Source organism: Lentibacillus songyuanensis (genome assembly GCF_039548255.1).
Classification (GTDB): domain Bacteria; phylum Bacillota; class Bacilli; order Bacillales; family Amphibacillaceae; genus Lentibacillus_C; species Lentibacillus_C songyuanensis.
Window position 1 is genome coordinate 1 of the sequence record NZ_JBCLVH010000008.1, and the last position, 23050, is coordinate 23050.

Genomic DNA, 23050 nt, shown 5'->3' on the forward strand with positions numbered 1-23050 from the left:
TTACATGAATAATTAGGGGTGGCAAGTGGCATACAATTTTAAATGCCATTTCATACATTTTTTACTTGCCAAATACAAATTAATATCGCAATCAACGGCTTTTTATTAAATTTACTAAGAGATTTAATACAGACTCAAGCTCGGTTTCAGAGTAGTAATTATCTTTAGTGAATATTCCATTTGTTGTTAAGACGACTAAAGTAACCCATTCATCGGAAAGTTCCTTAGACAACTCTTCTACTACCTCTTCATAAAACTTCTCCCAGAGAACTTTTGTCTCTTCATTAACCTCGTAATTAAATAATGACATGTATGTTTTTGTCTCATCACTTTTTGCAGCCAGTAGACAGGCATGAAGATAAGCTTCAGTGTATGTTTCTCTGACACTCTTTTCATCCATGATTAATTGTTCAATATAGCTAATGATGTATTCATGTAATGATGTTATTAAGACTTCTTTTGAAGCGAAATGATACATCAAACCCCCCTTACTAATTTCTGCTTCGTCACAGACATTCTGAATGGAAAAATTGTTGATTCCCTTTTCGGAAATTACTTTTATTGCAGCTTGAAAAATTAACTCTTTTCTATTGTTTACCCTCATTCCATCACCTTCTATTTATATAATTAATTCCGCACATAATCTTTGGCTCTTAGCGCAATAATGGCAGCTATGATCAAGCCCACTAAAGAAAATGTGAGTAACACGTATTGAATATTAAAGCCAGTTGCGGTAAGCATGCTGACCAAACCATATGCAAGTGGATCAAATCCATTCATAGCTAGAAAAATGATACTCATTACCCTTCCCATTAACTGGCTGTCCGTTTGTTCTTGTGCAGCAGTGAAAAATGGGATATAAACAAATGACATGAAAAATCCAATAAAGAAACCAATTACCGTAAGGATCATTAAATTCGATACTTGGCTAAATATCAGTGCTGTAATTAGTGTAGCAAATAATCCGAATGTGGACACGAACCCTTTCCTATTTATTTTAACAACACTTAATATCATTGTACTAATTAACATCCCCACCATTTGAGACGATTCTAAAAAGCTAAGATGAATAGGACTTCCATCAAGTAATTCAACTAGAATAGGAACGGCAATGTGTATCGATCCAAAGACGAAAAAGTTCGCCGTTATCAAAATAAGAATTCCAACCACCAGAAAACGGTTTTTTCTGAGATAAGAAAATCCATCTTTAAAATTTTGTAACGGGGTAGCTTTTCCAATATCTTCAACTGCCGCTTCTTTAATAAATGGTGGAAAGATAATTACCGCTGACATGAATACTAATATGGTAGCTACTAAAAAGCTCAATTCTATACTTGCTGCTTCCATAACCAATCCTGCAAGTATTGGTCCACCAATAAAAGCAAGCTGATCGACACCTTGAAAATAAGCATTAGCTTGTTGTAACTGATGTTTTTTCACGACTTTTGGAATCATAGCAGAACTAGCCGGTCCGAAAAAGGCATCTAAAGCTCCGAATAATCCTGATAGTACTAATATCCAAGTTAAATTCAATTGATCGTTAACAAGTAGAAGAAACAATACTAACAGTAAAAAGCCTTGAATCAGGTTAGTAGAAAACATGATAGTTGTCTTTTTATACTTATCAGCTAAAACACCACCAAACGTCATCATCATTAACCTTGGCACTGTGGCGGCTATTAAGATCATTCCTAATGATCCCGCTGACCCCATTACCGTCACCGCATACCATGTGGTCGTTGTTAAAAATACACTAAATCCTAAGACAGCAAATATCCCAGCAATGATTAAAAGATTAAATGTGCGGTTACGAAATAAAGAATTTTCTTTTGACATAATAATTCCCCTATCCACTATCAACTATACCGAACGGTTGGTGTAGTAATTATTATATATTCTTAGTTTATCTAAGTCAACAGCAAATATGAAGAATACACACTCTTATCCCACTACAAATTTGTTCAAATCTACTGGTGGATCATGAGAATAACACAACGAAAAGTGGTTTCACTTATCTTTTTATGATAAACGAAACCATCTTTACATTTTTTTGACTAGTTATACCACTGCCTCTCTTATATACTTCATGCACTAACTCTCTAAATATAATTAAATTTATTTACATAATAGCCACATAAATTTTCTGAAAGAAACAGTTCAGTTGTCGTCGTACACTTTTCTCAAAGATTGGGAGTAGGTCATATGAACAAAACTAATCCCGATAAATAAATAGTCAATGACGGTTATATTGCTCTTCAGACCGCATGAAATCAACATGAGCATCGGTTTGTTTCATTCTACTTATCCCAGATGGACTGTTCTCCATCATTAAAGAATGCATAATCCTCTACATTATCAAGCACTAAATTGTCTATCTAATAAATTAGCACTATGAAACACTTTTTCTGCACGTGGCTTGCGGTCATGCTCGAAATAATTAAAGGCATCCTCATAATCGTAATCACGTAGCATTTTTGCTAAATACATCGCATCTTCAAACGCTAAAGTTGTTCCCATACCTGCGTTCGGATCCGCTGTATGGAAGGCATCACCGATTAATACAACACGACCGTGTGAGTAATGCTCCATTAAGTCGATGCGATAAAGTTGCTTTGCAATAATATGGTCTGTTGCTTCTATTAATTGCTTAATCAGCATTTCCCAGCCTTCAAACCGTGCAGCTAAGTCCACTTTTAATTCCCCTATCGGATTTCCTTCAAAATCTTTTTTCGCGATTTTCCGTGGCTCTGTTGAAATAAGCGACCATGAAATTTCTTCTTCTGTTGGGTGATGCTTCGATACGAAGAAATTAAAGTTATCATGGAAATATAAGGGACTTATTCGTTGTGAGGTATTCCTTAAACTCAGCTATTTCCTCAAATTCTAGTTCAGCTTCTAATTCTGTTTCTTCAAATAATGGTTGTTGTCCTTATCTTCATGACTTCACTGAAGCAATGAAAGATAAAATGAACCAGTTATCCGTTCGGTACACGCTATGAGGGGTAACCAAATTATATCAATCAAAAAAAGGATGCAAATTCATGTATGATTTGCATCCTTTTTTATACCTTCTCCCCTAGGAGAATCTTTTTTATTTCGAAAAACCCTAGTAATCCCGGTTTCTGCGTTTTTGGAAATTCCCTTTGCGGTTGCGGCCACTATATTGATTGCGGCCGCCTTGTCCGCGTCCACCTTGGTTTCGTTTATTGCCATAGTAGTTGCGTTTTCCTCTGTTCCCGTCTTTACTTCGCTGGGCCTTTTTTACGCTAATTGGCTGAATCGAAGAAATTTGAACAGGTGCATTCCGCCGTTCTTTGGTCAACATCTTCAACGCTGCAGCAATAACTGTGATCGAATCATGATCCTGCAAAAGCTCATTGGCGGTCTCATGGTATGCTTTTAAATCCTGTTTCTCAATCGTTTTTAAAAGCTTGTCAACGGTAACTTGCTGCTGTCCGCGCAATGCGTCCTGACTGGAAGGCGGCATAATACGCTTCATCTTACTTTTGGTTGTCTTTTCAATCAAATGCAGGTGTGCCATTTCCCGTGGTGTAATAAACGAAATTGCTTCCCCGGTTTTCCCCGCACGCCCTGTGCGGCCAATGCGGTGTACATAGCTTTCCGGGTCTTGCGGGATATCGAAGTTGTATACATGTGTCACACCCGAAATATCAAGCCCGCGTGCTGCTACATCGGTGGCAACCAATACTTCAACCCGGCCGTTTTTAAATTTATTTAATACAGACATCCGTTTACCTTGTGTTAAATCACCATGAATACCTTCCGCACGAAATCCACGAGCTTGTAAACCTTCCGTGATTTCATCCACCCGCTTTTTCGTTCGGCTAAATACAATCGCTAAATCTGGTCCGTTGATATCTAAATGGTTCGTAAGTGTATCAAATTTATATTTCTCCGGAACTTCGACAAAGTATTGATCGATATTTTCGACCGTCATTTCTTTTGCCTTCACTTTAATTTCTTCCGGGTTCTTCATGAGATGTGTCGCAATATCGCGAATTTCTTTTGGCATCGTTGCAGAAAATAACAGGGTTTGCCGTTCTTCCGGAATACCTTTCAAAATTTCACGGATATCATCGATAAAGCCCATGTTGAGCATTTCATCTGCTTCATCCAGTACAGCCGTTTTCACTTGATCGATACGAATCGTTTTACGGCGCATATGATCCAGCAAACGGCCAGGCGTTGCTACCACAATGTGCGGCCCATCCTTTAGCGAGCGAATTTGTCGTTCCATATGCTGTCCGCCATATACAGGGAGCGTACGAAGCCCTTTGAACTTGCCTAATCGGTTGATTTCCTCGGCAACCTGGATTGCCAATTCACGCGTTGGCGCGACAACCAGCCCTTGAATTTTGCGTAGGCTTTTATCAATCTTTTCGATCATCGGGATACCAAATGCCGCTGTTTTACCTGTACCTGTTTGTGCTTGTCCAATTACATCTTTCCCTTGCATGGCAAGCGGGATTGTCTCTGCTTGAATTGGTGTCGCTTCCTCAAAGCCCATTTTTTCCAATGCTTTCATAATCGGTTGCGAGACACCTAAATCGTTGAATGTTGTCACCTAATAGTCTACTCCTTTTTTACTTTAAAATTCGCATGAACAAAAGTGTAAGTGCTTCATTGTTGTCCCTAAAGGTGGATATGCGGATTATATCGTTTCGCCCACACACCAAATACGTTGATACAAGGAACACAATTTAAGGATATCGACTAGGCTCTTTCTCTTATTGCAAAAGACACCAACTGCAGGTGATATATATATTGAGCTCTTCGAAACTGTGCGCCTCGACCTTTGATCCAATTCGGTACTTGTTCAAGCACTTATATATTTATTTATCATAAGAAAAGCGTTAAACATCTCGTGCAAACAACACTATTGCCTGATGTTTTCAGACAAAAACAGCCTGCCTTGTGCCGGCACGTGCCAAAGTATATTTCCTTTTTGAAAGTCAAAAGGGGAAGGTCATTATACCTGATCGAATCAACGAAGCACGTGCGTGGATACAGGAAGCACGAGCCCTGTAACTGGCTTTTCCTGTAATGGGATTGATTACAGCTTCATTTATACTTTTCTTACGCTTAAAAAAGGCATCCTTCACTTCTGGAGGGGCCTCACTTGAAAATTCATGCTTCCATAACAGTTATTATATCATAACACATTTATGCTAAGGATATCTACTCCTTCGTGATTTTTTTCCCTTAACATGATAAAATAAATTCGATTCAAACTCATCATGATTACGAACAAGGGAGATTTAACATGCGTATACCTCCGTTTAATCCATATATCGTCGTAGTAATTGGTGTCATAGCCGTCTCAACCTCAGCAGTTCTTGTCAAACTGGCAAGTGGTGTACCAGCTGCTATCATTGCCAATTACCGTTTACTGCTCGCCGTTATTTTGATGGCTCCATATGTGTTGCTTAAACACCGGCATGAATTTCGCGCAATTGAAAAAAAAGATTGGATTCTCTCCGCTTTTGCTGGTGTATTCCTGGCGTTCCACTTTATTCTCTGGTTTGAATCCTTGAATTATACATCGGTTGCAAGCTCCGTTGTACTGGTAACCCTTCAACCAATATTTGCTTTTATTGGCACCTATATCTTTTTCAAAGAACGGTTTTCACAAGGGGCAATTATCAGCATGGTCATCGCTCTAATTGGAAGCTTTATTATCAGTTGGGGGGATTTTCGTTTAAGTGGTACAGCCTTATTGGGTGATATGCTGGCCCTTATTGGAGCAGTGGCGATTACAGCCTATTTCCTGCTCGGACAACATGCAAGAAAACGTTTATCATTGATGCCTTACACGTTTGTCGTATACGGTATCAGCTCGATAACATTAATAATTTATAATATCCTGTTACATAACCCATTCTTTGGCTATTCGCTCAACCATTGGGGCATCTTCCTGGCCTTAGCTATTATTCCAACGTTCCTCGGCCATACGTTGTTTAATTGGGCGTTAAAATGGCTAAGTACGGCAACGATCTCTATGGGGATTATTTTCGAACCAATTGGCGCATCGATCTTGGCCTATTTCATTCTTCATGAGAAGGTCACTTCCTCTCAATGGCTGGGTGGAACAATCGTTGTCTTCGGTCTGCTCCTATTTATTATGAGCACATCGCGGAAACGAAGCGTCACCATTTCGAGAAAAAAATAAAGTGAAACTTCATTCAGTACGGGCTTCCGACGCACAAGACGTGCTAGTGCAGGCGAAGACATAAGGACGTGACGATTTTAGTCTGCCCTTTCCCCAACTGAATAGAGGAACAAAGGCTAAGAACTCGAACATCTGAGTTGCAACGCCTTTGTGACCTGCATCGTGCAGGCTGAGAACAGAATCGGGCCTTTGTCATGCAATTGACCCCAACTTATCTTTTTTAGTTCCACTTCAAAATCTTGAAGTGGGGGGGTCTTACTACCCGTTAAGGCGGGATAAACTGCGTGAGACCAACTGAAACCGTATTGTTTTCGGTTGGTCTTTGTTGAATTGTTGAATATCCCACTATTTGCTGACCAAACCTGTTATAATTAAATTATCCTTTAAAAAGCAGGTGACACCATGCAAATTCAATTCATGACGGATGGCGGAGCGGATGTACCCGGGAAGTTATCTGAATCGTTAGACTTGATTTCTGTCCCACTTTATCTGAATTTCCAGGGAGAAACATATAAAAGTGGTACGTCTTTTGATTTAAAGCACTTTTATCAAAAAATAAAAGATTCGAATACACTTCCCCAATCATCTGCACCAAGCCCGCATGACTTTTATGAGGCTTATCAGCAAGTAGATCCTGCAAAACCAATTCTGATGTTAAGTATGTCGAAAGGGTTAAGCAGTACGTTCGAAAACGCTGTTGCCGGGAAAAACAGGTTACTTGAGGAACAACCCGACCGCCAAATTGAAGTCATTAATACAAAGACAGCCTCTTGTGGGCTGGCACTGTTGCTTCATGAAGCGGACAGAATCATCAAAGAAGGTCATACATTCGCTGAGCTCATAGCGCACATGCAGGAACGTGTGGAACAAACCACCACATTATTTGTCTTAAAGACACTCGAAAATTTGATCCTGGGTGGACGTTTAGACAAGGTGAAAGGCACCATTGCCAAAACACTGAATATTAAACTGCTCATGCACGGTAATGAATCAGGGTCCATCGAAGTCACGGAAAAGGTTCGTGGAGATAAAAAATCAATTAGACGATTTATTGAACAGATCGGCGAATATACCAAAAACATGGAAAACAAAATCATCGCGATGTCCCATTGTAATGCGGAGGAACGTGCAAAAACCGTTATGGCTGAAATCCGTAACAAGTATCCATTCCAGGAGGCTCTACTAACAGAAATGGGACCGCTGATATCGACCTATTCTGGTGAAGGCGGATTAGTTATTTCATTTTTTAAAGACTAAAAAAAGCGTAAAAATCTAAGCTTTATGCCGCTAATACCAACGAACGGTGTTAACCGGGTACCCGCGCCTTTGTTTAGACTAAGTGAGCGGCAATGTTACCACTCACTTTTTAGTAAGAAAGCTGTATACAATCGTATTCAGTGTATCTTTATCATTTCCCAAACAGATCAAATGCTTCGATCGTTCAAAAAAAACGACCTCTTTTTGCTTTGATGTCATTTCCTTTTCCAGGTAATACGCTGTTTTGTACGGGACTAACCCATCTTGTTGCCCTTGTGCAATCAGTACAGGGGTATCCACATTTTTTAAGTATGGCCTTGTAAACCGAACTAGTTTCAAAAACTCCAAGTTAGCCTTTAAAGGGACCGCTCCCAGTTTCTTTTTATAGTGCAGGTATAATTTATTCTGCCGCAATGTACCTTTACAACCGTCGACAAGCACTTCACCGACATCTAATAAAATTTGTTTCCATGATAAATATTTACCTGCCGGTGCTAACAAAACCAGTTTAGTTACCTTGTATTTTGTAGCCAGATAAGAGGCAATCATCCCGCCCATGGAAAACCCAATCAAATAAATTTGGTCATATGTTTCAATCATCGTCTTCAGTGTTCGTTCGGCAGCTTGAATCCATCGTTTATGTGAGACATTTTCTTCCGTTAAACATAAATGTTTGCCATGGCCCGGCAAAGTAGGGACTTCAACATGCCAGTTCGTATTTTCCAGCAAGAAGGCTGCTAATGGATCAACCTCATACGGACCCCCTGTATAGCCATGGATAATTAAACAACCAATCATATGCATTCTCCTCTAATGCTTCATTCCTGCAACACATACATGTACTTACGCTCTCCTGTTTCATATTGTTTTATCCCATATACAAAAGGACGATTATCGTTTTTCCGGCAATTCTGGGCTTGGTTCTCATCACTGAATAAGTGAAATAAGCTGACTGTGGGGACGTTTTAATCAGCTTATTTGTACAAAAGTTACATGAATATTAAGTTGCAAATATTATTTTTTATAAATTCTTCATGAACGATCCGACTTGTTTTACAACCGGTGTGATTTGCTGGAAGGTGTTAGCGAATTGCCCTACCGTTGAAAACATTTTATCCAAATCTACCTGCCCATCTTTATCTTGAAATAAAGCAAGAAGTCCATTTTGCTTTGGCTGCGGATGAGGCACATTCGCTGACTGTTGCTGTTGATTTATCGGAGCATACCAATTGGTCGGCTGTGGCGGTTTAGCAAAGTACGTAAACGGAGACGGGGACGGTGGATACGTTTGATAAACATAGGGGAATTGCTGGTGCGGCCATTGCTGATGATAGGCATTCAACTGCTGATAATTGGCAATGTCACCATATGCCCGATATGGCTGCTGATAAAAAAAGGGCCTGTGAGACATTTTCGTAAACACCTCTTTTTAACGTTATCTTCATTATAATTTATGCAATGATTCCGCCCAATGTGACGTTCTTGTTTCAAGTTCCACTTCGCAAGCCTTATCTACCAGCCGTTGTCATTACGTTCCAGTCCCAACTCAAGTTTCATTTTATCTTTTTGAAAGCCTAAAATTGGCTGCCCGTTAATGAACGTAACGGGGGTTCCATAAATTCCTTCTGCTTGTAGCTCTTCCAAGTACTTCGGGTTTTCGGCAATATTTTTCGTTTGATAATCAATTTGCCATTTATCTAATTGATCAAGTACATCTAAACGTTGCTTGCTATTATTATTGATGTAGACCAGCACATTATTCTGATTCATGACGGGTTCCTCCTAGAAGTTTCTTATTTGCTGAGTACCCGCTATGTTATGTTACAAAACATCAATATTACAATTATGTTTCAAAAAGTAGTGCGAATTACCCTATAGAACGTACGTAAAAAGCGAAAGTAAAAAGCCTTATCCATGATAATGGCTTTACTTTCGCGAAATGGTGTGCAAGCTTACATTTTCAGCTTGCACAAATATAGTGGTAATAGAGCAGAGACATCCCAAATCTCTCACTTATTATTCTACCGCCACTTTGGTTAACCTGCTATGACATATATCACACTTGAAAAACTTTTTTTCGATTTTTTATTAAATAGTGCGAATAGAGTGTTTTAAAAAAAGGATGCTGCATTCTCATGTGCGAGCATCCTTTCTGCGTCTATAACTATTTACCGATTTCTTCTACTTTATCCGAGTATTCGCGAACAATATCAAAATTGGAGTCCTTGGATTTCTTGTACCCAACGTGTGTATAAATATCTTCAATTATTTTTTGACCTTCTGGATCTTCTCCGATTTCAATAAATGCATCAGCAATTTTATCTTTCCATTCATCACTCATGTCAGGACGAACGCTGACTGTGTCATTTGGAATTTTTTCTGTGGTGTAAACGATTTTCGTTTTATCAAATACGTCTGGAAATTCCTCTTTTACAATATTACGGGCGTCGATGAAAATTGCAGCTGCATCAACATCACCGTTTAACACGGCTGTTACCCCTTTATCATGACCCTGCAACTGAACACCTTGTACATCTTTTTGCGCATCAATGCCTTCCTTTTTCATTTCTACTGCAGACCAAACATATCCAGCTGAGGACGTTGGTGCCTGCCAGCCAATTGTTTTCCCCTTTAGATCCTCTAGACTGTTAATATCAGCGTCCTTTTTTGTAAGCAGACCGGAATAATAGTACTCGACCAGATCGTCCGTATTCGAACCATCTTCCGGATTAACGCCATAACGAAGTGCCTGTAATAGCACATCGGCATAACCTTTTTCATGGGCTAGTACATAATCAGTTGGCGGGAGAAAACCAATATCAAGCTTTTTCGCGCCCATCGATTCCACGACACCATTGTAATCCGTTGTTACCGCAACCTCTACTGGAATTCCTAGCTTATCTTCCAGTAACTTAGCTAATGGCTTCGCTTTGGCTTCCAGCGTCTCCGCATTTTGGGATGGAACAAAACCAACTTTCAGCTTTTCCGGTTCAAATGGCTCGTCCTTTCCCTTGCTATCGTCCTTACTACCACTGCATCCTGTTGCGATGAATAAAACAAACGCAATCGTCAACAGAAAAAGTCCAAGTTTCTTCAGCATAAATTGAACCCCCAAATATGATTTCTTTTTACAATTGATGTACAAAAATTTGGTAAAAGGTGAAAAAATAATACTAAAAATTTACATTTCTCCTGTTCCAGCCTTTTTACACACTTTTGCCACATCTATGTAAATACATATCGTATTATATACTAAATTGACGAGGAAATATATATTTTATTTGAAAATTTATAGTCGAAAAAAAATATGCTTATGCCAGCAAATCAGAGAAATAAAGTCTACTTTACCTTTCAGACCGCATCCAGTTCCAATTTCTTTTTTCAACAATAATAAAATAAAGGTTACAAAATTCGACTAAATCGTTTACACTAGTTTTGTAAAGTTAAGTAAAATGCTTTACTTTTAGTGATAATTACCCATCTAAGAATCCTAAGATAAGGGGGAGAACCAATGGAAACCACCGAGCTCGTTATTTTGGAAACAAGTGATGTACATGGAAATATCTATCCGATCAACTATGGGACAAATGCATATGCTCATGTTGGCTTAGGGAAAATAGCCACACTTATCCAAAAGGAACGAAACAAACACAAAAATACAGTCATCATCGATAATGGTGATTTAATTCAAGGGACCCCGCTCACGTACCATTATGTAAAAAGGGAACCGGAGCAGCCGAATCCAATGACATATTTGGCAAACGAGATCGGTTATGATGCTGCAGTTTTCGGCAACCACGAATTCAACTATGGACAGGCGATCCTTCAACAAGCAGTGTCGGAGTCCACATTCCCCTGGTTAGCTGCAAATATTGTTAATAAGGATGGTGATCCTTTCTATGGAAAACCTTATATTATGAAAACATTTCCTGGCGATGTAAAAGTTGGCATACTCGGGCTGACAACCTCCTATATCCCAAACTGGGAAAAACCGGAGCACATTGAAGGGTTGCAATTTATGGACGTTGTGAAAACAGCCAAAAAATGGATACCTTATTTACGGAACCAGGAACAAGCCGATATTGTTGTTGTCGCTTATCATGGAGGTTTCGAACGGGATCCGGATACTGGAGAACCATCAGAGACTTTGACAGGTGAGAATCAAGGATACCAGCTATGTGCAGAAGTGGAAGGAATCGATGTCTTACTAACCGGACACCAGCATCGCCAGATTGCCGGAAAACAAATCAATGGCGTACCTATTGTTCAGCCGGGAAATAATGGAATTATGCTAGGGAAGGTGACGTTAACCCTGCAAAAGAATGAGGAGCACTGGCAATGCATGGACGCAACCACCGAACTCCTATCGTCTGCAAGTGTAGAAGCCGATGAACAGTTATTGGCTAAAACTCAAGTGTATGAAAATGCGACGCAAGAATGGCTTGACCAGCCGATTGGGAAAATCAAAGGCGATATGACCGTTCATGATCCAATGGCCATTCGCATGGAAGATAACCCATTGATTGAATTTATCAATCACGTACAAATGGAAGCGGCAAACGTGGACATTTCCAATACGGCCCTTTTTGATAATCAAGCAAAGGGATTTCCAGAAGATGTCACCATGCGTGATGTCGTATCCAACTACATTTATCCCAACACACTAAAAGTCATTCGCATTAGTGGACAGGATATGAAAGATGCACTGGAGCGCTCAGCCGCTTACTTCCAGCAATATACAGGTGGAGATGTTGCATTAAATCCTGCGTTCACCACGCCTAAGCCACAGCATTACAACTATGACATGTGGGAAGGTATTGATTATATTTTTGACATTTCCAAGCCGATTGGTGAACGTGTCGTCAAACTGGAGCATAGGGGTGAGCCAGTAGAGATGAATGCCCTGTATGATGTTGTCATGAATAATTATCGCACAGGCGGTGGCGGGGAATATTTTATGTACAAAGACAAACCCGTCATAAAGGATATTCCAATCGATGTGTCAGAACTTATTGCTAACTATTTCTTAAAGCATCCTGTCGTCCATGTAACTGTTAATCATAATTGGAAAGTCATTACCAATCATGACTAGGTATCCAGGTAATCTTTTCTGACAGCTTCCAAGCGTAACCTTAACGTATCAACGACAACAACAACTCCTTGTATATACAATTGTTAACGGATTCCATGCAAGGTTGTTACAACGTATGTTTTGAAAACTTCCATAAAGGAGCAAAATTGAACAAATGATTGAATTTAAAAATGTTTCCAAAGTCTATCCCAATGGCACCAAAGGATTAAACAACGTAAACCTCACAATGAATAAGGGCGATTTTATTGTAGTTGTCGGACTTTCCGGCGCTGGAAAGTCAACACTCCTGCGCTCGATTAATCGGCTTCACGAAATTACAGATGGTGAAATCGTCATTGATGGTAATTCAATTACACGGGCAAGAGGGAAATCCCTGTTACGTATTCGTCGTGATATTGGAATGATATTTCAGAATTTCAACCTAGTAAAACGCTCTACTGTCTTACGTAATGTATTATCCGGACGCGTTGGCTACCACTCCACATTACGAACCATTTTGGGAATGTTCCCTAAACATGATGTGGACCTGGCACTTAATGCTTTAGACCGGGTAAACATAAAAGACAAGGCCTATACACGTGCCGATCAGCTTTCCGGGGGACAACAGCAACGGGTTTCTATCGCCAGAGCATTGGCACAGGAAGCAAAGGTTATTTTGGCTGACGAGCCTGTTGCATCACTTGATCCGTTCACAACAAAGCAAGTAATGGATGACTTGAAACGAATCAATCAAGAATTAGGGATTACGACCGTTGTTAACCTCCACTTTGTCGATTTGGCACGGCAATATGCCACCCGAATTATTGGAATCCGTGCCGGTGAAATCGTTTATGATGGTCCGGTTGAGGAAGCAACGGATGATGTATTCTCCGAGATCTATGGTCGTCAAATCAGGCAAGACGAGCTGTTAGGAGAGACCGAACAATGAACGCAATTAAATCAAGAAGAATCGCTAAGCTAAAGGTTTTGTTAACAGTTATTTTTATTCTGCTCATTATTTGGGGTAGCGCACGAAATACGGGTGTGACCATCGGCGGGCTTATTGACGGGCTTCCAGGCATGGCTACCCTCATCGATGAGATGTTTCCGCCAGATTGGTCCTATTTCGCTTCGATTACCGAGCCTATGCTGGCAACGATACGAATGGCAGTACTGGGTACGACCTTTGGAGGAATTGTAGCTATTCCAGTAGCTTTGTTATCCTCTAGTAATGTCTTTAAGCTGCCAATCGTTTACCAGCTTGCCAGATTTATTATGAATTTAATCCGTACCATTCCGGAATTATTATTAGCTGCTTTATTTGTGCCGATCTTTGGAATTGGCGAAATTGCCGGGATTGTGGCTATTTCGGTATTCTCATTCGGTGTTATCGCAAAATTATTCTATGAATCCATTGAAGCAATCGATCCTGGGCCGATGGAGGCAATGACGGCGGTTGGAGCAAATAAAATACAGTGGATATTCTTCGGGGTTATTCCACAGGTTGTTGCGCATTATATATCATACTTTCTTTATAGTTTTGAAATCAATATTCGTGCTGCGGCCATTCTTGGTTATGTTGGGGCTGGCGGCGTTGGATTAGTCTTAAATAATGCTCTCAGCTTTTATCAATATGACCGTGTATTAACCATTATCATTTATACCTTTATCGTCGTTATTATCGTGGATGCGATCAGTAACCGACTACGGGAGAAATTAATATGAGTAAATTAAGCGCAAAGAAACCACTAAACAAACAGATAAAAAAATGGACTATTATTGTGATTGTACTTCTTATTTATGCTTGGGCGTTCTGGGGCGCACCCGCTATTGAAGTAAAAGATACGGCAATAACAGCAATGAAGGGAATGATCAATGGACTCTTTCACCCGGACTGGGGCTATGTCTATGACCCGGCTGGAGAGGATTTGTTACGATCCCTACTAGAAACGCTTGCCATTGCTGTACTTGGTACCTTTATTTCGGCCATACTCTGTATTCCGCTTGCCTTACTTGCAGCGCGTAATATGAGTAAACATCGCTGGATCTCATCCACAGCTAAATTTATTTTAAGTGCGATCCGTGTATTTCCGGAACTCATTTTAGCCTTAATATTTATCAAAGCTGTTGGACTTGGACCATTTGCCGGTATACTGGCATTAGGTGTTCATTCGATTGGTATGCTCGGTAAATTAATCGGTGAATCTATTGAAAGTACGAATCTCGGAGCAACCGAATCCTTGACCGCTTCAGGAGCAAATAAGATTCAGACACTCTGGTTTGCAGTTGTACCAGAAGTTTTACCTGCATTTATGTCCTATACCCTTTACCGGTTTGAATTAAGCGTCCGTGCCGCGACAATTCTTGGGGTTGTAGGAGCTGGAGGAATTGGCGCGCCATTGATTTTCGCGTTGAACGGCCACTCATGGGATCGTGTTGGCATCATCCTTTTAGGAATTATTATTATGGTTACAATTATTGACGTGATTTCGTCCTCGATAAGAAGACGGATTGTGTAATAGGGAAAACCAGAAGCATCCCTAACAACGGGGGCTTCTGGTTTTTCTTCAATCATCATTCTCAATCGACAATGAATAAATCTCTCCGGTATACGCATCAATTTTAATTTCTGCTTCCCTATCCCCGTTTTCTATTTCAATTTCATAAATCAAACGGCCATCGTCTTCCTCCAGATCAAAGTCGGTAATTTCTCCGGCAAATTCATTTAATGCGATTTCCATTGCCTTTTTCGACTGGATAACGGCTTGCTTCCGCTGTATATGTTTATTTCCGGTCTGTTTATTGTCCTGAGCTGTGTCTGCATCTGATGCTTCTTTTTCGTTATTATTAGGGTTTTTCGGCTGATTTGCTTCTTCTGGTTTATCTTCATCGGCATCAGTCGTTTGCCCGGCATGATCCCTGTCCAGCTTCATTTTCTCTCGCAAGTCAACGACTTCACCGGTCTTGCCATCAAGGTGCAATTCATATACGTGATTATTCCCCGTAATTTCAACCTCGTAAATAGCCTTATTGCTGTTCTTTTCCAATTCCAGTTTCGTAATCGTACCTGGGTATTGATCAGAAACAAGCTGTTTAATTTCATCCATTGATAATTCCGGTTCTAAGTTGGACGCACTGGAATGATAGATGCCAAATCCTAGAGATAGAGCGACTAGCATTATCCCAATGATGATACCAATTTTCTTTACCAAGTTCGTTCCCTCCTATTTTCATCATAGACCGTTTTGCTAAATCCAATGTATCAACTATGAATGAAGATACCCTGTGAGAAACATTAGAATTTGCTGAGAAGGAGATAATCTAGATGAACAGCATTGACATATGCACACGATAGACAGTTAGAAATAACTCCACCATTCCTATGTTTCCGGAACATCCGCTATAAGTGGCAGCTTCACGGTAAATAACGATCCTTGTCCGAACGTACTGGTAACAGAAATTCCCCCGTTATGTTCAGTTACAATCATTTTGGCAATCGGCAGGCCCAAGCCAGTTCCTCCTGTATCGCGTGGTGCACTGCTCGCTCAATCTTTCTTTTTAGCGGCAGGCCCAAGCCAGTTCCTCCTGTATCCCTGTTTCTAGCCTTATCTACGCGATAAAAACGATCAAACACCTTGGACTGATCTTCCGGCTGAATACCCTGCCCGAAATCCTCTACCTGAAGTATCGCCTGATCACCCTGGCGATCTACATGTACATGAACGTCATCGGCACTATATTGCAATGCGTTGCTAAGTAGAATATAAATAACCTGCTTTATTTGTTCGGCATTCGCATGTATCCAAACATTTTCTACTTCATATTTAAAGGTAATTGTTCGCTCATAGGCACCGCTAAAGGCAGCAATACCTTGTTGACATAGTGTTATAAGATTGACCGGATGGCGATGCGCCTCTTGTTTATTTTTAGCCAACAACAGCATTTGTTCAACCAATTTTTGCATCCGATCCGCTTCCGAATCAATCGCGCCAACCGACTCGTGAAAAACTTCTGGTCGCTCCATGCCCCGCCGCTTCAATAATTGGGCATAGCTTTTAACGATCGCAATGGGTGTCTTTAATTCATGCGAGGCATTGGAAACAAACTGTTCTTGCTTCTCGAAATTCTCCTTTAGATGGTCAATCATTTCATTAAACGTGGCTTCCATCTGATATAATTCATCTCTGGAACGTCCATCCAATGTTATCTTTTTCCACCTCCCCATCGTCTTATTTTCCTTCATTGTGTGAATCAGCTTGTTGATTGGTTTTAATAAAAATACACTTAACACACTTCCCGCAATGACCACAGGGAGTAACATGATAACCGAAGCAATGATAACTGCGTATAAGAGGACGCGCATCGTTCGGTGCAACTCCAGTAAATGCTTGGATACCTGGAGGGTTACAATGTCGCCGTTTTCCCAGATAATTGGCTGAGAAATGACAGCAATATCTTCCCCGGTTTCTGCGGTTACAAATTCCCGCTTCTCTGATGTTGAAAATTTACCGGGAAGGCTGCGATAATTATTTCGCTTCGTTACTGTATTCTTGATATCTCCATCCTGAGCAATCACCCGGATCATTCCTTCACCGGGGAGATAGCCATCCAGCAAGTCGGAAACCGGAACCGTTGGATTTTTGTTTAATGCGCTGACAATCATTTCTGTTCGCTGTTGTAATTGCTCCATTTCCCCATTAATCGAAACGTGATAAAACAAGTAATAAATCGAAGCATTGACAAGAATAATTAAAATGAGCATAAAGATGCTGGAAAACAGTTGAATTTTTGTCCGTAATTTCATTGGCTTCGATCCCTCATAACATACCCAACACCGCGTACCGTCTGAATATAATTCACCGCAAACCCTTTATCCATTTTCTGTCGGAGATAGCGGATATAAACGTCTACCACATTGGTATCTCCCATGTAATCAAAGCCCCATACATGTTCAATTAATTGCTCACGTGTCAAGACGACGTTTGCATTTTTCAATAAATAAACAAGCAAATCATATTCCCTTGGGGTAAGTTCGATTTCTTTCGATTGGCGTTTCACCAGCCGTGTATGTAAATTAACATATAACTCACCTAATTCCAGTACATTGCTGCGCTGTTCACTTCCCTTATAATGGCGAAGATGCGCACGAATACGGGCAAGCAATTCTTCAATTTGAAAAGGCTTTGTGATATAATCATTGGCACCCAGATCCAATCCACTTACTTTATCATGTACCTCATCTCTTGCGGTCAATAAGATAATTGGGGTAAGCTGATCAAAGCGGCGGACACGGCGAAGTACCTCCAGCCCGCTGAGTTCTGGCAGCATGATATCTAGCAAGACAAGATCCCACTTCTTTTGCCTTAGCAATTCAAGAGCGGTTTTTCCATTATCAGCAATTTGTGTTTGATAATGTTCATACGTTAATTCCAGCTCCAGCACACGGCTTAGCTTTTTTTCATCTTCCACAATTAAAATAGTTGGCTGATCCATATATCTTCCACGCACCTTAGTAGTTTCTTTTACATGTACTATATCAATATTCCTGTGGGAAAGATACAAATTGTCATCACCATAACGGTTTAAATTGACATGTGACACTATGTCATTTATAATAATCACATTGTTTATTGTGACACCATGTCACTTCAGATGGAATTGAGGGAATACAAATGCCAAGATCAACTTTTTTCAATTTGCCCGGCAAAAAAAGACAACTCCTGATTCAAGCAGTGAAGAAGGAATTTTCCAGGGTGTCCCTATATGAGGCTTCGATTTCCAATATTGTAAAAACGGCGGATATACCTAGAGGGAGCTTCTATCAATATTTTCATGATAAGGAAGACGCATTTTATTATATACTGGAACTGTCCGGCAAAATGCGGGTACGCGAGTTTGTCACCTTCCTCAGACAGACGGACGGTGATATTTTTGATACTGCTATCGCCATGTATCAATCGATGCTGAAAAACTCCCAAAGTCAGGAAAATCGTGATTTCTTTAAGAATGCATTCTTAAACATGAATTATCAAATGGAACGCACATTTACCAAGAATTTCAGCAAGGAAAAATTAAAGCAATTGATCGAGATTCGTCAACTGATGAATACAAAAAATCTAGCGATTGAAAATAGAGCTGACGTGTTTCACATTGTCCAAATTTTAATCGCTGTTGCCTTTCATAATCTTGTTCTCAGTTTTGCCAGAGAGTTAACGTATGACAAATCCATGCAATATTTTTTAAAAGAAATCGATCTACTGAAGCGCGGCTTATGTGAGGAAACGCATGATTAAAGAAAACAAATCAGACTAAAAATAGATTGCCTGATAAAATAAATGGCCATATCTCCTTTTGCACTCGGGTAAACCTTTTTCAGTAGCTTACGAAACAAGACGCAAAACAAATATATTGCAAAGTTAAAAATAGAGATTGATAATGAGTATTCAAATAGCTAGCTCGAGGGTCATCGAATTCGACAGACAAACCAAACGGGGAGTGATAGGACATGTTAGCATTAGATCATATCGTAATAGCTGGAAATAATGCGGAACAGGCTAGTGCACAGTATGGAAATCAATTCACCATCAAAGCAATCAAGGGTGGCGAACATATTAATTGGGGCACGTATAATTACTTGTCCTATTTTTCCAATGACAGTTATTTGGAATGGCTAGGGGTAACCGATCTCGATAAGGCAAGAAATGCGGAGAACCCACTCATTCAGCATTTGGTTTATGTCGTGGACAATGATTTGCTTGGTCCATTCCAATTTGCATTACGAACGAACCAGATGGATGACTATATTGCACATTTCGAACGGGAAGCTATCCCTTACACCGGTCCATTTGCTGGACAGCGAGCCAAGCCGGACGGTACGGTTTTAAAATGGCGGATGCTTTTCCCGCAGTATAACCATACAGAAGCAATGCTGCCATTCCTGATCGAGTGGGAAAACCCCGGTGATGCATATCCAGAATCAAGTCTATTAAACATACAAACCATCCAAACGATTCATTACAATGGGATTGACCGGGATATGTTTGCCCGAATTTATCAGTTGAAACCAAAAAAGCTTAACAAACATCTGCTGGCATTACAAAATTGTAAAATTCGTTTTGGTGATGAGCGTAACCTGAGGTTTGATTTAGTATAAGCGGGATGTGCATCTACATCCCGCTTTTATTCATGTCTTTTTCGTATAGGTATTATCCTTGCACGTCAATCTTGTGAATCAAAACTCTTCGTGAACTGCCGGATCCAGTTCATTGTTCCATCTGCCATCTGGGCGGGTTAATTCCGCAATCTCACTCATTTCTGCTTCACTCAACGAAAAATCAAAAATGGCAATGTTTTCCTGTTGGTGTTCAAGGGAGGCAGATCTTGGGATAGGAATTGACCCCAATTGATAGTGCCACCGTAAAATCACCTGTGAGATTGCTTTATGATGATCATCTGCAATTCTTTTCAGTGTTTTATGTTGGAATAATGCACCTACCCGGCTCAAAGGACTCCAAGCTTCTGTTTGAATAGCGTGTTCCTGGTGATACTTTCTTTGTTGTTCTTGATTAAAGAAGGGATGCATTTCAATTTGATTAATGCTTGGTTTTACCCCTGTTTCCTGAATAAGGCGGTCTATATGTTCAGGCAAAAAGTTACACACGCCGATAGAACGGATCAATCCCCATTTTTGGGCATCAATCATGGCTTGCCATGCCTCAACATAATGATCTTGGTTCGGATTTGGCCAATGAATAAGATATAAATCATAATAATTGAGATTTGCCCGATACAGAGACTCTTGAATTGCTGTCACTGCTTTGTCGTATGTTTGGTAACGTCCCGGCAACTTTGAAGTGATTTTCAGTTCCGACCTTGGAACAGAGCTGCGACTGACCGCCGCCCCTACTGCGCCCTCGTTGTCATAATTAACCGCTGTATCCAATAACCGATATCCTGCATCGATCGCACTTTGAATGGAATGAACTCCTTTACTTCCCTTTAATGTAACTGTACCAAAACCAATTGCTGGCAATACAAGGCCGTCATTTAGTGTGAACTCAGGAATAATTGCTGTATTCATCAAAAAATTCATCCTTTCTTACTGCTTATTGTACAGACAATAAGGAATTGCATCGTTATCTTTATCAAGTTATAAACGAGACAATCCCACTGCTTCCACATAGTTTATTCCCCTATTTTCTTAACAATAATCCCCTGTTTTTTCTTTCTTCTATTCGCCAAAATAACTAGTCCTTACTATAATTTCTACTTTCTTACGGATATCCCTTCTTTTTTCGATCGATTCCACTTATAATTTGTCATAACTTCTTGCAATTCTGTAATTTTCCAGACAGCAGTTTTACTCAAAATCAACAATTTTATCCATTATTCATGCCAACTGCACACACCGTATCATTTGGTTTTGTTGGATGGATAAACACGGCAATTTCCTGAAATCCTGTTTGGGTTAACAGTCCCTTTAATTGGCCGCCAATTAATTCTGTAGTGGTATCGGTGGCACCTTTTTCATGTGGTTTTAGCGTTAACGCTATCTTAGCTCCAGGATTCATTTGCTGTTTAATTTTAGTTAAAGTAGAAACAGGATCTTTCCAAAATGTGATATTGTTGATCGCAAATACGTGATCAATCTTACGCGAAAGTTTAGGAAATGGCTCGGCCCCCTGTTCAAACAGCTGCACCTGATACTGATGCCTCATATATTTGTTCAGTTTCCTTAATGCTTGGTATACCATGACTTCGGATGGATCAATGCCCGTAATTGACAGGTGGTGTTTAGAGCCAAGCAATAACTCTTTCATCGCCTGGCCTGGTCCGAAACCGATTTCTACAATATGATCATGATCCTGGATATCTAAAAAATCCAGTGTCCAGCAAATTATTTGTTCATTTTCCTTCGCCATAAACCAGCCAACAAATGCTCCGGTCAGTCCTGTTGGCTTGGCAAATTGGGAGAACAGCAGGTGCATGATAGTACTCCTTTTTATTCTTCTTTATTCCCACTTGGTTCTTCTTTCAATCACTTGACTTCTATTTCCTTATATCGATCATGGTACCATGTAATAAACTTGTTCGACGTTTCTACGGGAACATCCTTGATTTCCTCCAAATGAACAGGCTTGGTGCGATTGATCGTTTGAATCGTTGCAAGGCTAAACCGTCTCTGCAGGATGGTGCGTTCAACCTCTGCCTCAATCACTTTGCTCCGGTTCGTAATAAACACGGTTGACCACAATCCCCCTGTTTTAAATTGCACAAACTGCTCATGAAGCAGAAAGCGTGTATTGCGATGATCTAAGACACGCATGACATAGGTTAACAGGAATATAATTGGTGACACCCACCACCATACGGGCTTCAACCATACAATGAGAATCGTTGCAATTATCCACACCCACGGTATTCGTAATAACCTTACGAAAAGAGCTGTTCGAGGCAGTTTCTCCATTTCTTCTTCCTGTTCAATGGCAAAGTCCGGTAACAGTTCCTGTATAAGACCAGCAGCTCGCTCTTGTGGGAGAAATGGGTAAAGAGAATGAACTTCCTCTGATTCTTCTTCCTGACTCCCAGCACTAAGCAGACTAACCTCCAGTAAGCCTAGCACCTTCTTAAGCGGATTTTGATTCATCCGAATGGCTTGTACATTTTCTTTACGAACCGTAAATGCACTTTTACTCACCGTTCCACTTCGAATATAGATGCGCTCTCTATCTGATGCTATTTCATATTTGCCGTATTTCAGAAACGTTCGTGTCATTCCAAAAACAATTGCGATGATCACAAACATGATAATGAACGCCCCTAACATCAGCCACGAACTTGTTAAAAATGCGATCAGCCCTTTTGCCTGTTCATCCAGGTTCATCACCTCATCCATCTGATGATAGACCGTTCCCAAAATAGGAATAAAAGCTAAAAAGCTAAACGATAGAAAGGAAGCCTTCCATAGGTCTTTTCGTGTTGGCCGGAAATGGATCGTTTTCGAATCTGTTGTTTCTTCTACTTGGAACTCCTGCGTGCCAACTGATCGTTCAAACTCGTCTGGACTCGCTTGTTGGGGTTCCAAGGTTGCCCCCTTATTTAGCACAAGGGTTTCGATTTGCTCCGCATCTTTTTGTTTAATCGCCTCGAACACCACCGATGCTTCTTTGTCTGCAGCACTTGTTTGCAACGATAAGGCGGTCAAGTGAAACATTCGATAATAAAACGGTGTTTCCCATTGCACATTTTGAACTCGTTCCACCGGGACCCGATTATCCGACCTGGTAAACAGCCCGCGATAAATATGAATGGTACCATTTTTGAATTCATAGGTGGTTTTCCACCACTCGATCGTGAGCGCTGCCAGTCGATATAACAGAAAGGCCAGAAACACGATCCGGCCAATCATAATAAACGTGGAGACATCATTAAAGTTAATAATAAACAGGTACAATATAACGACAAAGCTATTTCGTATCGTTTTGATAAAAGAGAATACGATTTTCATCGGATGCATGCGTTTCGGCTGCATA

At 40.3% G+C, this 23050-nt stretch carries 23 protein-coding genes; 8 read left to right on the forward strand and 15 right to left on the reverse strand.

Translation table 11 applies throughout. From position 1 onward, the window contains the following. Positions 1-91: 91 nt before the first annotated feature. The 4 genes from WMZ97_RS09610 to WMZ97_RS09625 form a co-directional block, all read right to left on the reverse strand. Entirely contained in the window at positions 92-604 is a 513-nt protein-coding gene (locus tag WMZ97_RS09610; RefSeq protein ID WP_343271869.1) for a TetR/AcrR family transcriptional regulator, read from the reverse strand. Between the two features lie 23 nt (positions 605-627). Continuing rightward, on the reverse strand, positions 628-1836 hold the full coding sequence (locus WMZ97_RS09615) for an MFS transporter (RefSeq protein WP_343271870.1): 1209 nt from the start codon (positions 1834-1836) through the stop codon (positions 628-630). Positions 1837-2355: 519 nt separating this feature from the next. After that, positions 2356-2691: an FAD-dependent oxidoreductase gene (locus WMZ97_RS09620; protein WP_343271871.1), complete on the reverse strand. Its 336-nt coding sequence runs from the start codon at positions 2689-2691 to the stop codon at positions 2356-2358. Between the two features lie 415 nt (positions 2692-3106). Continuing rightward, positions 3107-4585 carry a DEAD/DEAH box helicase gene (locus tag WMZ97_RS09625; protein WP_343271872.1) on the reverse strand — a complete coding sequence of 493 codons (1479 nt, stop codon included), beginning with the start codon at positions 4583-4585 and terminating at the stop codon, positions 3107-3109. A 699-nt stretch (positions 4586-5284) separates the two neighbouring features. Between WMZ97_RS09625 and WMZ97_RS09630 the strand changes: the two genes are divergently transcribed. Together WMZ97_RS09630 and WMZ97_RS09635 are read left to right on the forward strand one after the other, a co-directional pair. Then, positions 5285-6190: a DMT family transporter gene (locus WMZ97_RS09630; RefSeq protein WP_343271873.1), complete on the forward strand. Its 906-nt coding sequence runs from the start codon at positions 5285-5287 to the stop codon at positions 6188-6190. Between the two features lie 402 nt (positions 6191-6592). Then, positions 6593-7447, forward strand: a complete 855-nt coding sequence (locus WMZ97_RS09635) for a DegV family protein (RefSeq protein ID WP_343271874.1) — start codon at positions 6593-6595, stop codon at positions 7445-7447. Positions 7448-7549: 102 nt separating this feature from the next. On the opposite strand, the gene WMZ97_RS09640 is transcribed toward WMZ97_RS09635, so the two are convergent. The 4 genes from WMZ97_RS09640 to WMZ97_RS09655 form a co-directional block, all read right to left on the reverse strand. Next, positions 7550-8245, reverse strand: a complete 696-nt coding sequence (locus WMZ97_RS09640) for an alpha/beta hydrolase (RefSeq protein ID WP_343271875.1) — start codon at positions 8243-8245, stop codon at positions 7550-7552. A gap of 223 nt (positions 8246-8468) precedes the next feature. Continuing rightward, positions 8469-8858 carry a YppG family protein gene (locus WMZ97_RS09645; RefSeq protein ID WP_343271876.1) on the reverse strand — a complete coding sequence of 130 codons (390 nt, stop codon included), beginning with the start codon at positions 8856-8858 and terminating at the stop codon, positions 8469-8471. A gap of 101 nt (positions 8859-8959) precedes the next feature. Further along, positions 8960-9217 (reverse strand): glutaredoxin family protein, encoded by a 258-nt coding sequence (locus WMZ97_RS09650; protein WP_343271877.1) that lies wholly within the window; start codon positions 9215-9217, stop codon positions 8960-8962. Between the two features lie 394 nt (positions 9218-9611). Beyond that, positions 9612-10547 carry a phosphate/phosphite/phosphonate ABC transporter substrate-binding protein gene (locus WMZ97_RS09655; protein WP_343271878.1) on the reverse strand — a complete coding sequence of 312 codons (936 nt, stop codon included), beginning with the start codon at positions 10545-10547 and terminating at the stop codon, positions 9612-9614. A gap of 411 nt (positions 10548-10958) precedes the next feature. Between WMZ97_RS09655 and WMZ97_RS09660 the strand changes: the two genes are divergently transcribed. The 4 genes from WMZ97_RS09660 (at position 10959) to phnE (WMZ97_RS09675) (ending at position 15037) form a co-directional block, all read left to right on the forward strand. Next, a complete protein-coding gene (locus WMZ97_RS09660; RefSeq protein ID WP_343271879.1) occupies positions 10959-12539 on the forward strand; it encodes a bifunctional metallophosphatase/5'-nucleotidase in 1581 nt (526 codons plus the stop codon). A gap of 154 nt (positions 12540-12693) precedes the next feature. Next, the gene (gene phnC / locus WMZ97_RS09665; RefSeq protein ID WP_343271880.1) at positions 12694-13467 is read left to right on the forward strand and encodes a phosphonate ABC transporter ATP-binding protein; all 774 of its coding nucleotides are present in this window, start codon (positions 12694-12696) and stop codon (positions 13465-13467) included. Then, positions 13464-14243, forward strand: a complete 780-nt coding sequence (phnE, locus tag WMZ97_RS09670) for a phosphonate ABC transporter, permease protein PhnE (RefSeq protein WP_343271881.1) — start codon at positions 13464-13466, stop codon at positions 14241-14243. Before phnC ends, phnE (WMZ97_RS09670) begins: the two co-directional genes overlap by 4 nt. Beyond that, positions 14240-15037, forward strand: coding sequence for a phosphonate ABC transporter, permease protein PhnE (gene phnE / locus WMZ97_RS09675; RefSeq protein WP_343271882.1), 798 nt, complete (start codon positions 14240-14242; stop codon positions 15035-15037). The genes phnE (WMZ97_RS09670) and phnE (WMZ97_RS09675) overlap by 4 nt, the downstream gene beginning before the upstream one ends. A gap of 48 nt (positions 15038-15085) precedes the next feature. Here the strand turns inward: phnE (WMZ97_RS09675) and WMZ97_RS09680 are convergent, their stop codons facing one another. The 4 genes from WMZ97_RS09680 to WMZ97_RS09695 form a co-directional block, all read right to left on the reverse strand. Then, on the reverse strand, positions 15086-15730 hold the full coding sequence (locus WMZ97_RS09680; RefSeq protein WP_343271883.1) for a PepSY domain-containing protein: 645 nt from the start codon (positions 15728-15730) through the stop codon (positions 15086-15088). Between the two features lie 168 nt (positions 15731-15898). Next, positions 15899-16027, reverse strand: a complete 129-nt coding sequence (locus tag WMZ97_RS09685; RefSeq protein ID WP_343271884.1) for a hypothetical protein — start codon at positions 16025-16027, stop codon at positions 15899-15901. After that, complete coding sequence (locus tag WMZ97_RS09690) at positions 16003-17322, reverse strand: HAMP domain-containing sensor histidine kinase (RefSeq protein WP_343271885.1); 1320 nt, start codon at positions 17320-17322, stop codon at positions 16003-16005. The genes WMZ97_RS09685 and WMZ97_RS09690 overlap by 25 nt, the downstream gene beginning before the upstream one ends. Further along, entirely contained in the window at positions 17319-18011 is a 693-nt protein-coding gene (locus tag WMZ97_RS09695; RefSeq protein ID WP_343271886.1) for a response regulator transcription factor, read from the reverse strand. The genes WMZ97_RS09690 and WMZ97_RS09695 overlap by 4 nt, the downstream gene beginning before the upstream one ends. A gap of 179 nt (positions 18012-18190) precedes the next feature. On the opposite strand from WMZ97_RS09695, the gene WMZ97_RS09700 reads away from it, so the two are divergent. After that, positions 18191-18811 (forward strand): TetR/AcrR family transcriptional regulator, encoded by a 621-nt coding sequence (locus WMZ97_RS09700; RefSeq protein WP_343271887.1) that lies wholly within the window; start codon positions 18191-18193, stop codon positions 18809-18811. 212 nt (positions 18812-19023) lie between these two features. Beyond that, positions 19024-19671: a VOC family protein gene (locus WMZ97_RS09705; protein ID WP_343271888.1), complete on the forward strand. Its 648-nt coding sequence runs from the start codon at positions 19024-19026 to the stop codon at positions 19669-19671. A 78-nt stretch (positions 19672-19749) separates the two neighbouring features. Here WMZ97_RS09705 and WMZ97_RS09710 read toward each other — a convergent pair whose 3' ends face one another. The 3 genes from WMZ97_RS09710 to WMZ97_RS09720 all read right to left on the reverse strand — a co-directional run bounded on the left by WMZ97_RS09710 (position 19750) and on the right by WMZ97_RS09720 (position 23049). Beyond that, positions 19750-20598 (reverse strand): aldo/keto reductase, encoded by an 849-nt coding sequence (locus WMZ97_RS09710; protein WP_343271889.1) that lies wholly within the window; start codon positions 20596-20598, stop codon positions 19750-19752. Between the two features lie 298 nt (positions 20599-20896). Beyond that, a complete protein-coding gene (locus tag WMZ97_RS09715) occupies positions 20897-21505 on the reverse strand; it encodes a class I SAM-dependent methyltransferase (protein ID WP_343271890.1) in 609 nt (202 codons plus the stop codon). 50 nt (positions 21506-21555) lie between these two features. After that, positions 21556-23049: a PH domain-containing protein gene (locus WMZ97_RS09720; protein ID WP_343271891.1), complete on the reverse strand. Its 1494-nt coding sequence runs from the start codon at positions 23047-23049 to the stop codon at positions 21556-21558. Position 23050 lies beyond the last annotated feature (1 nt).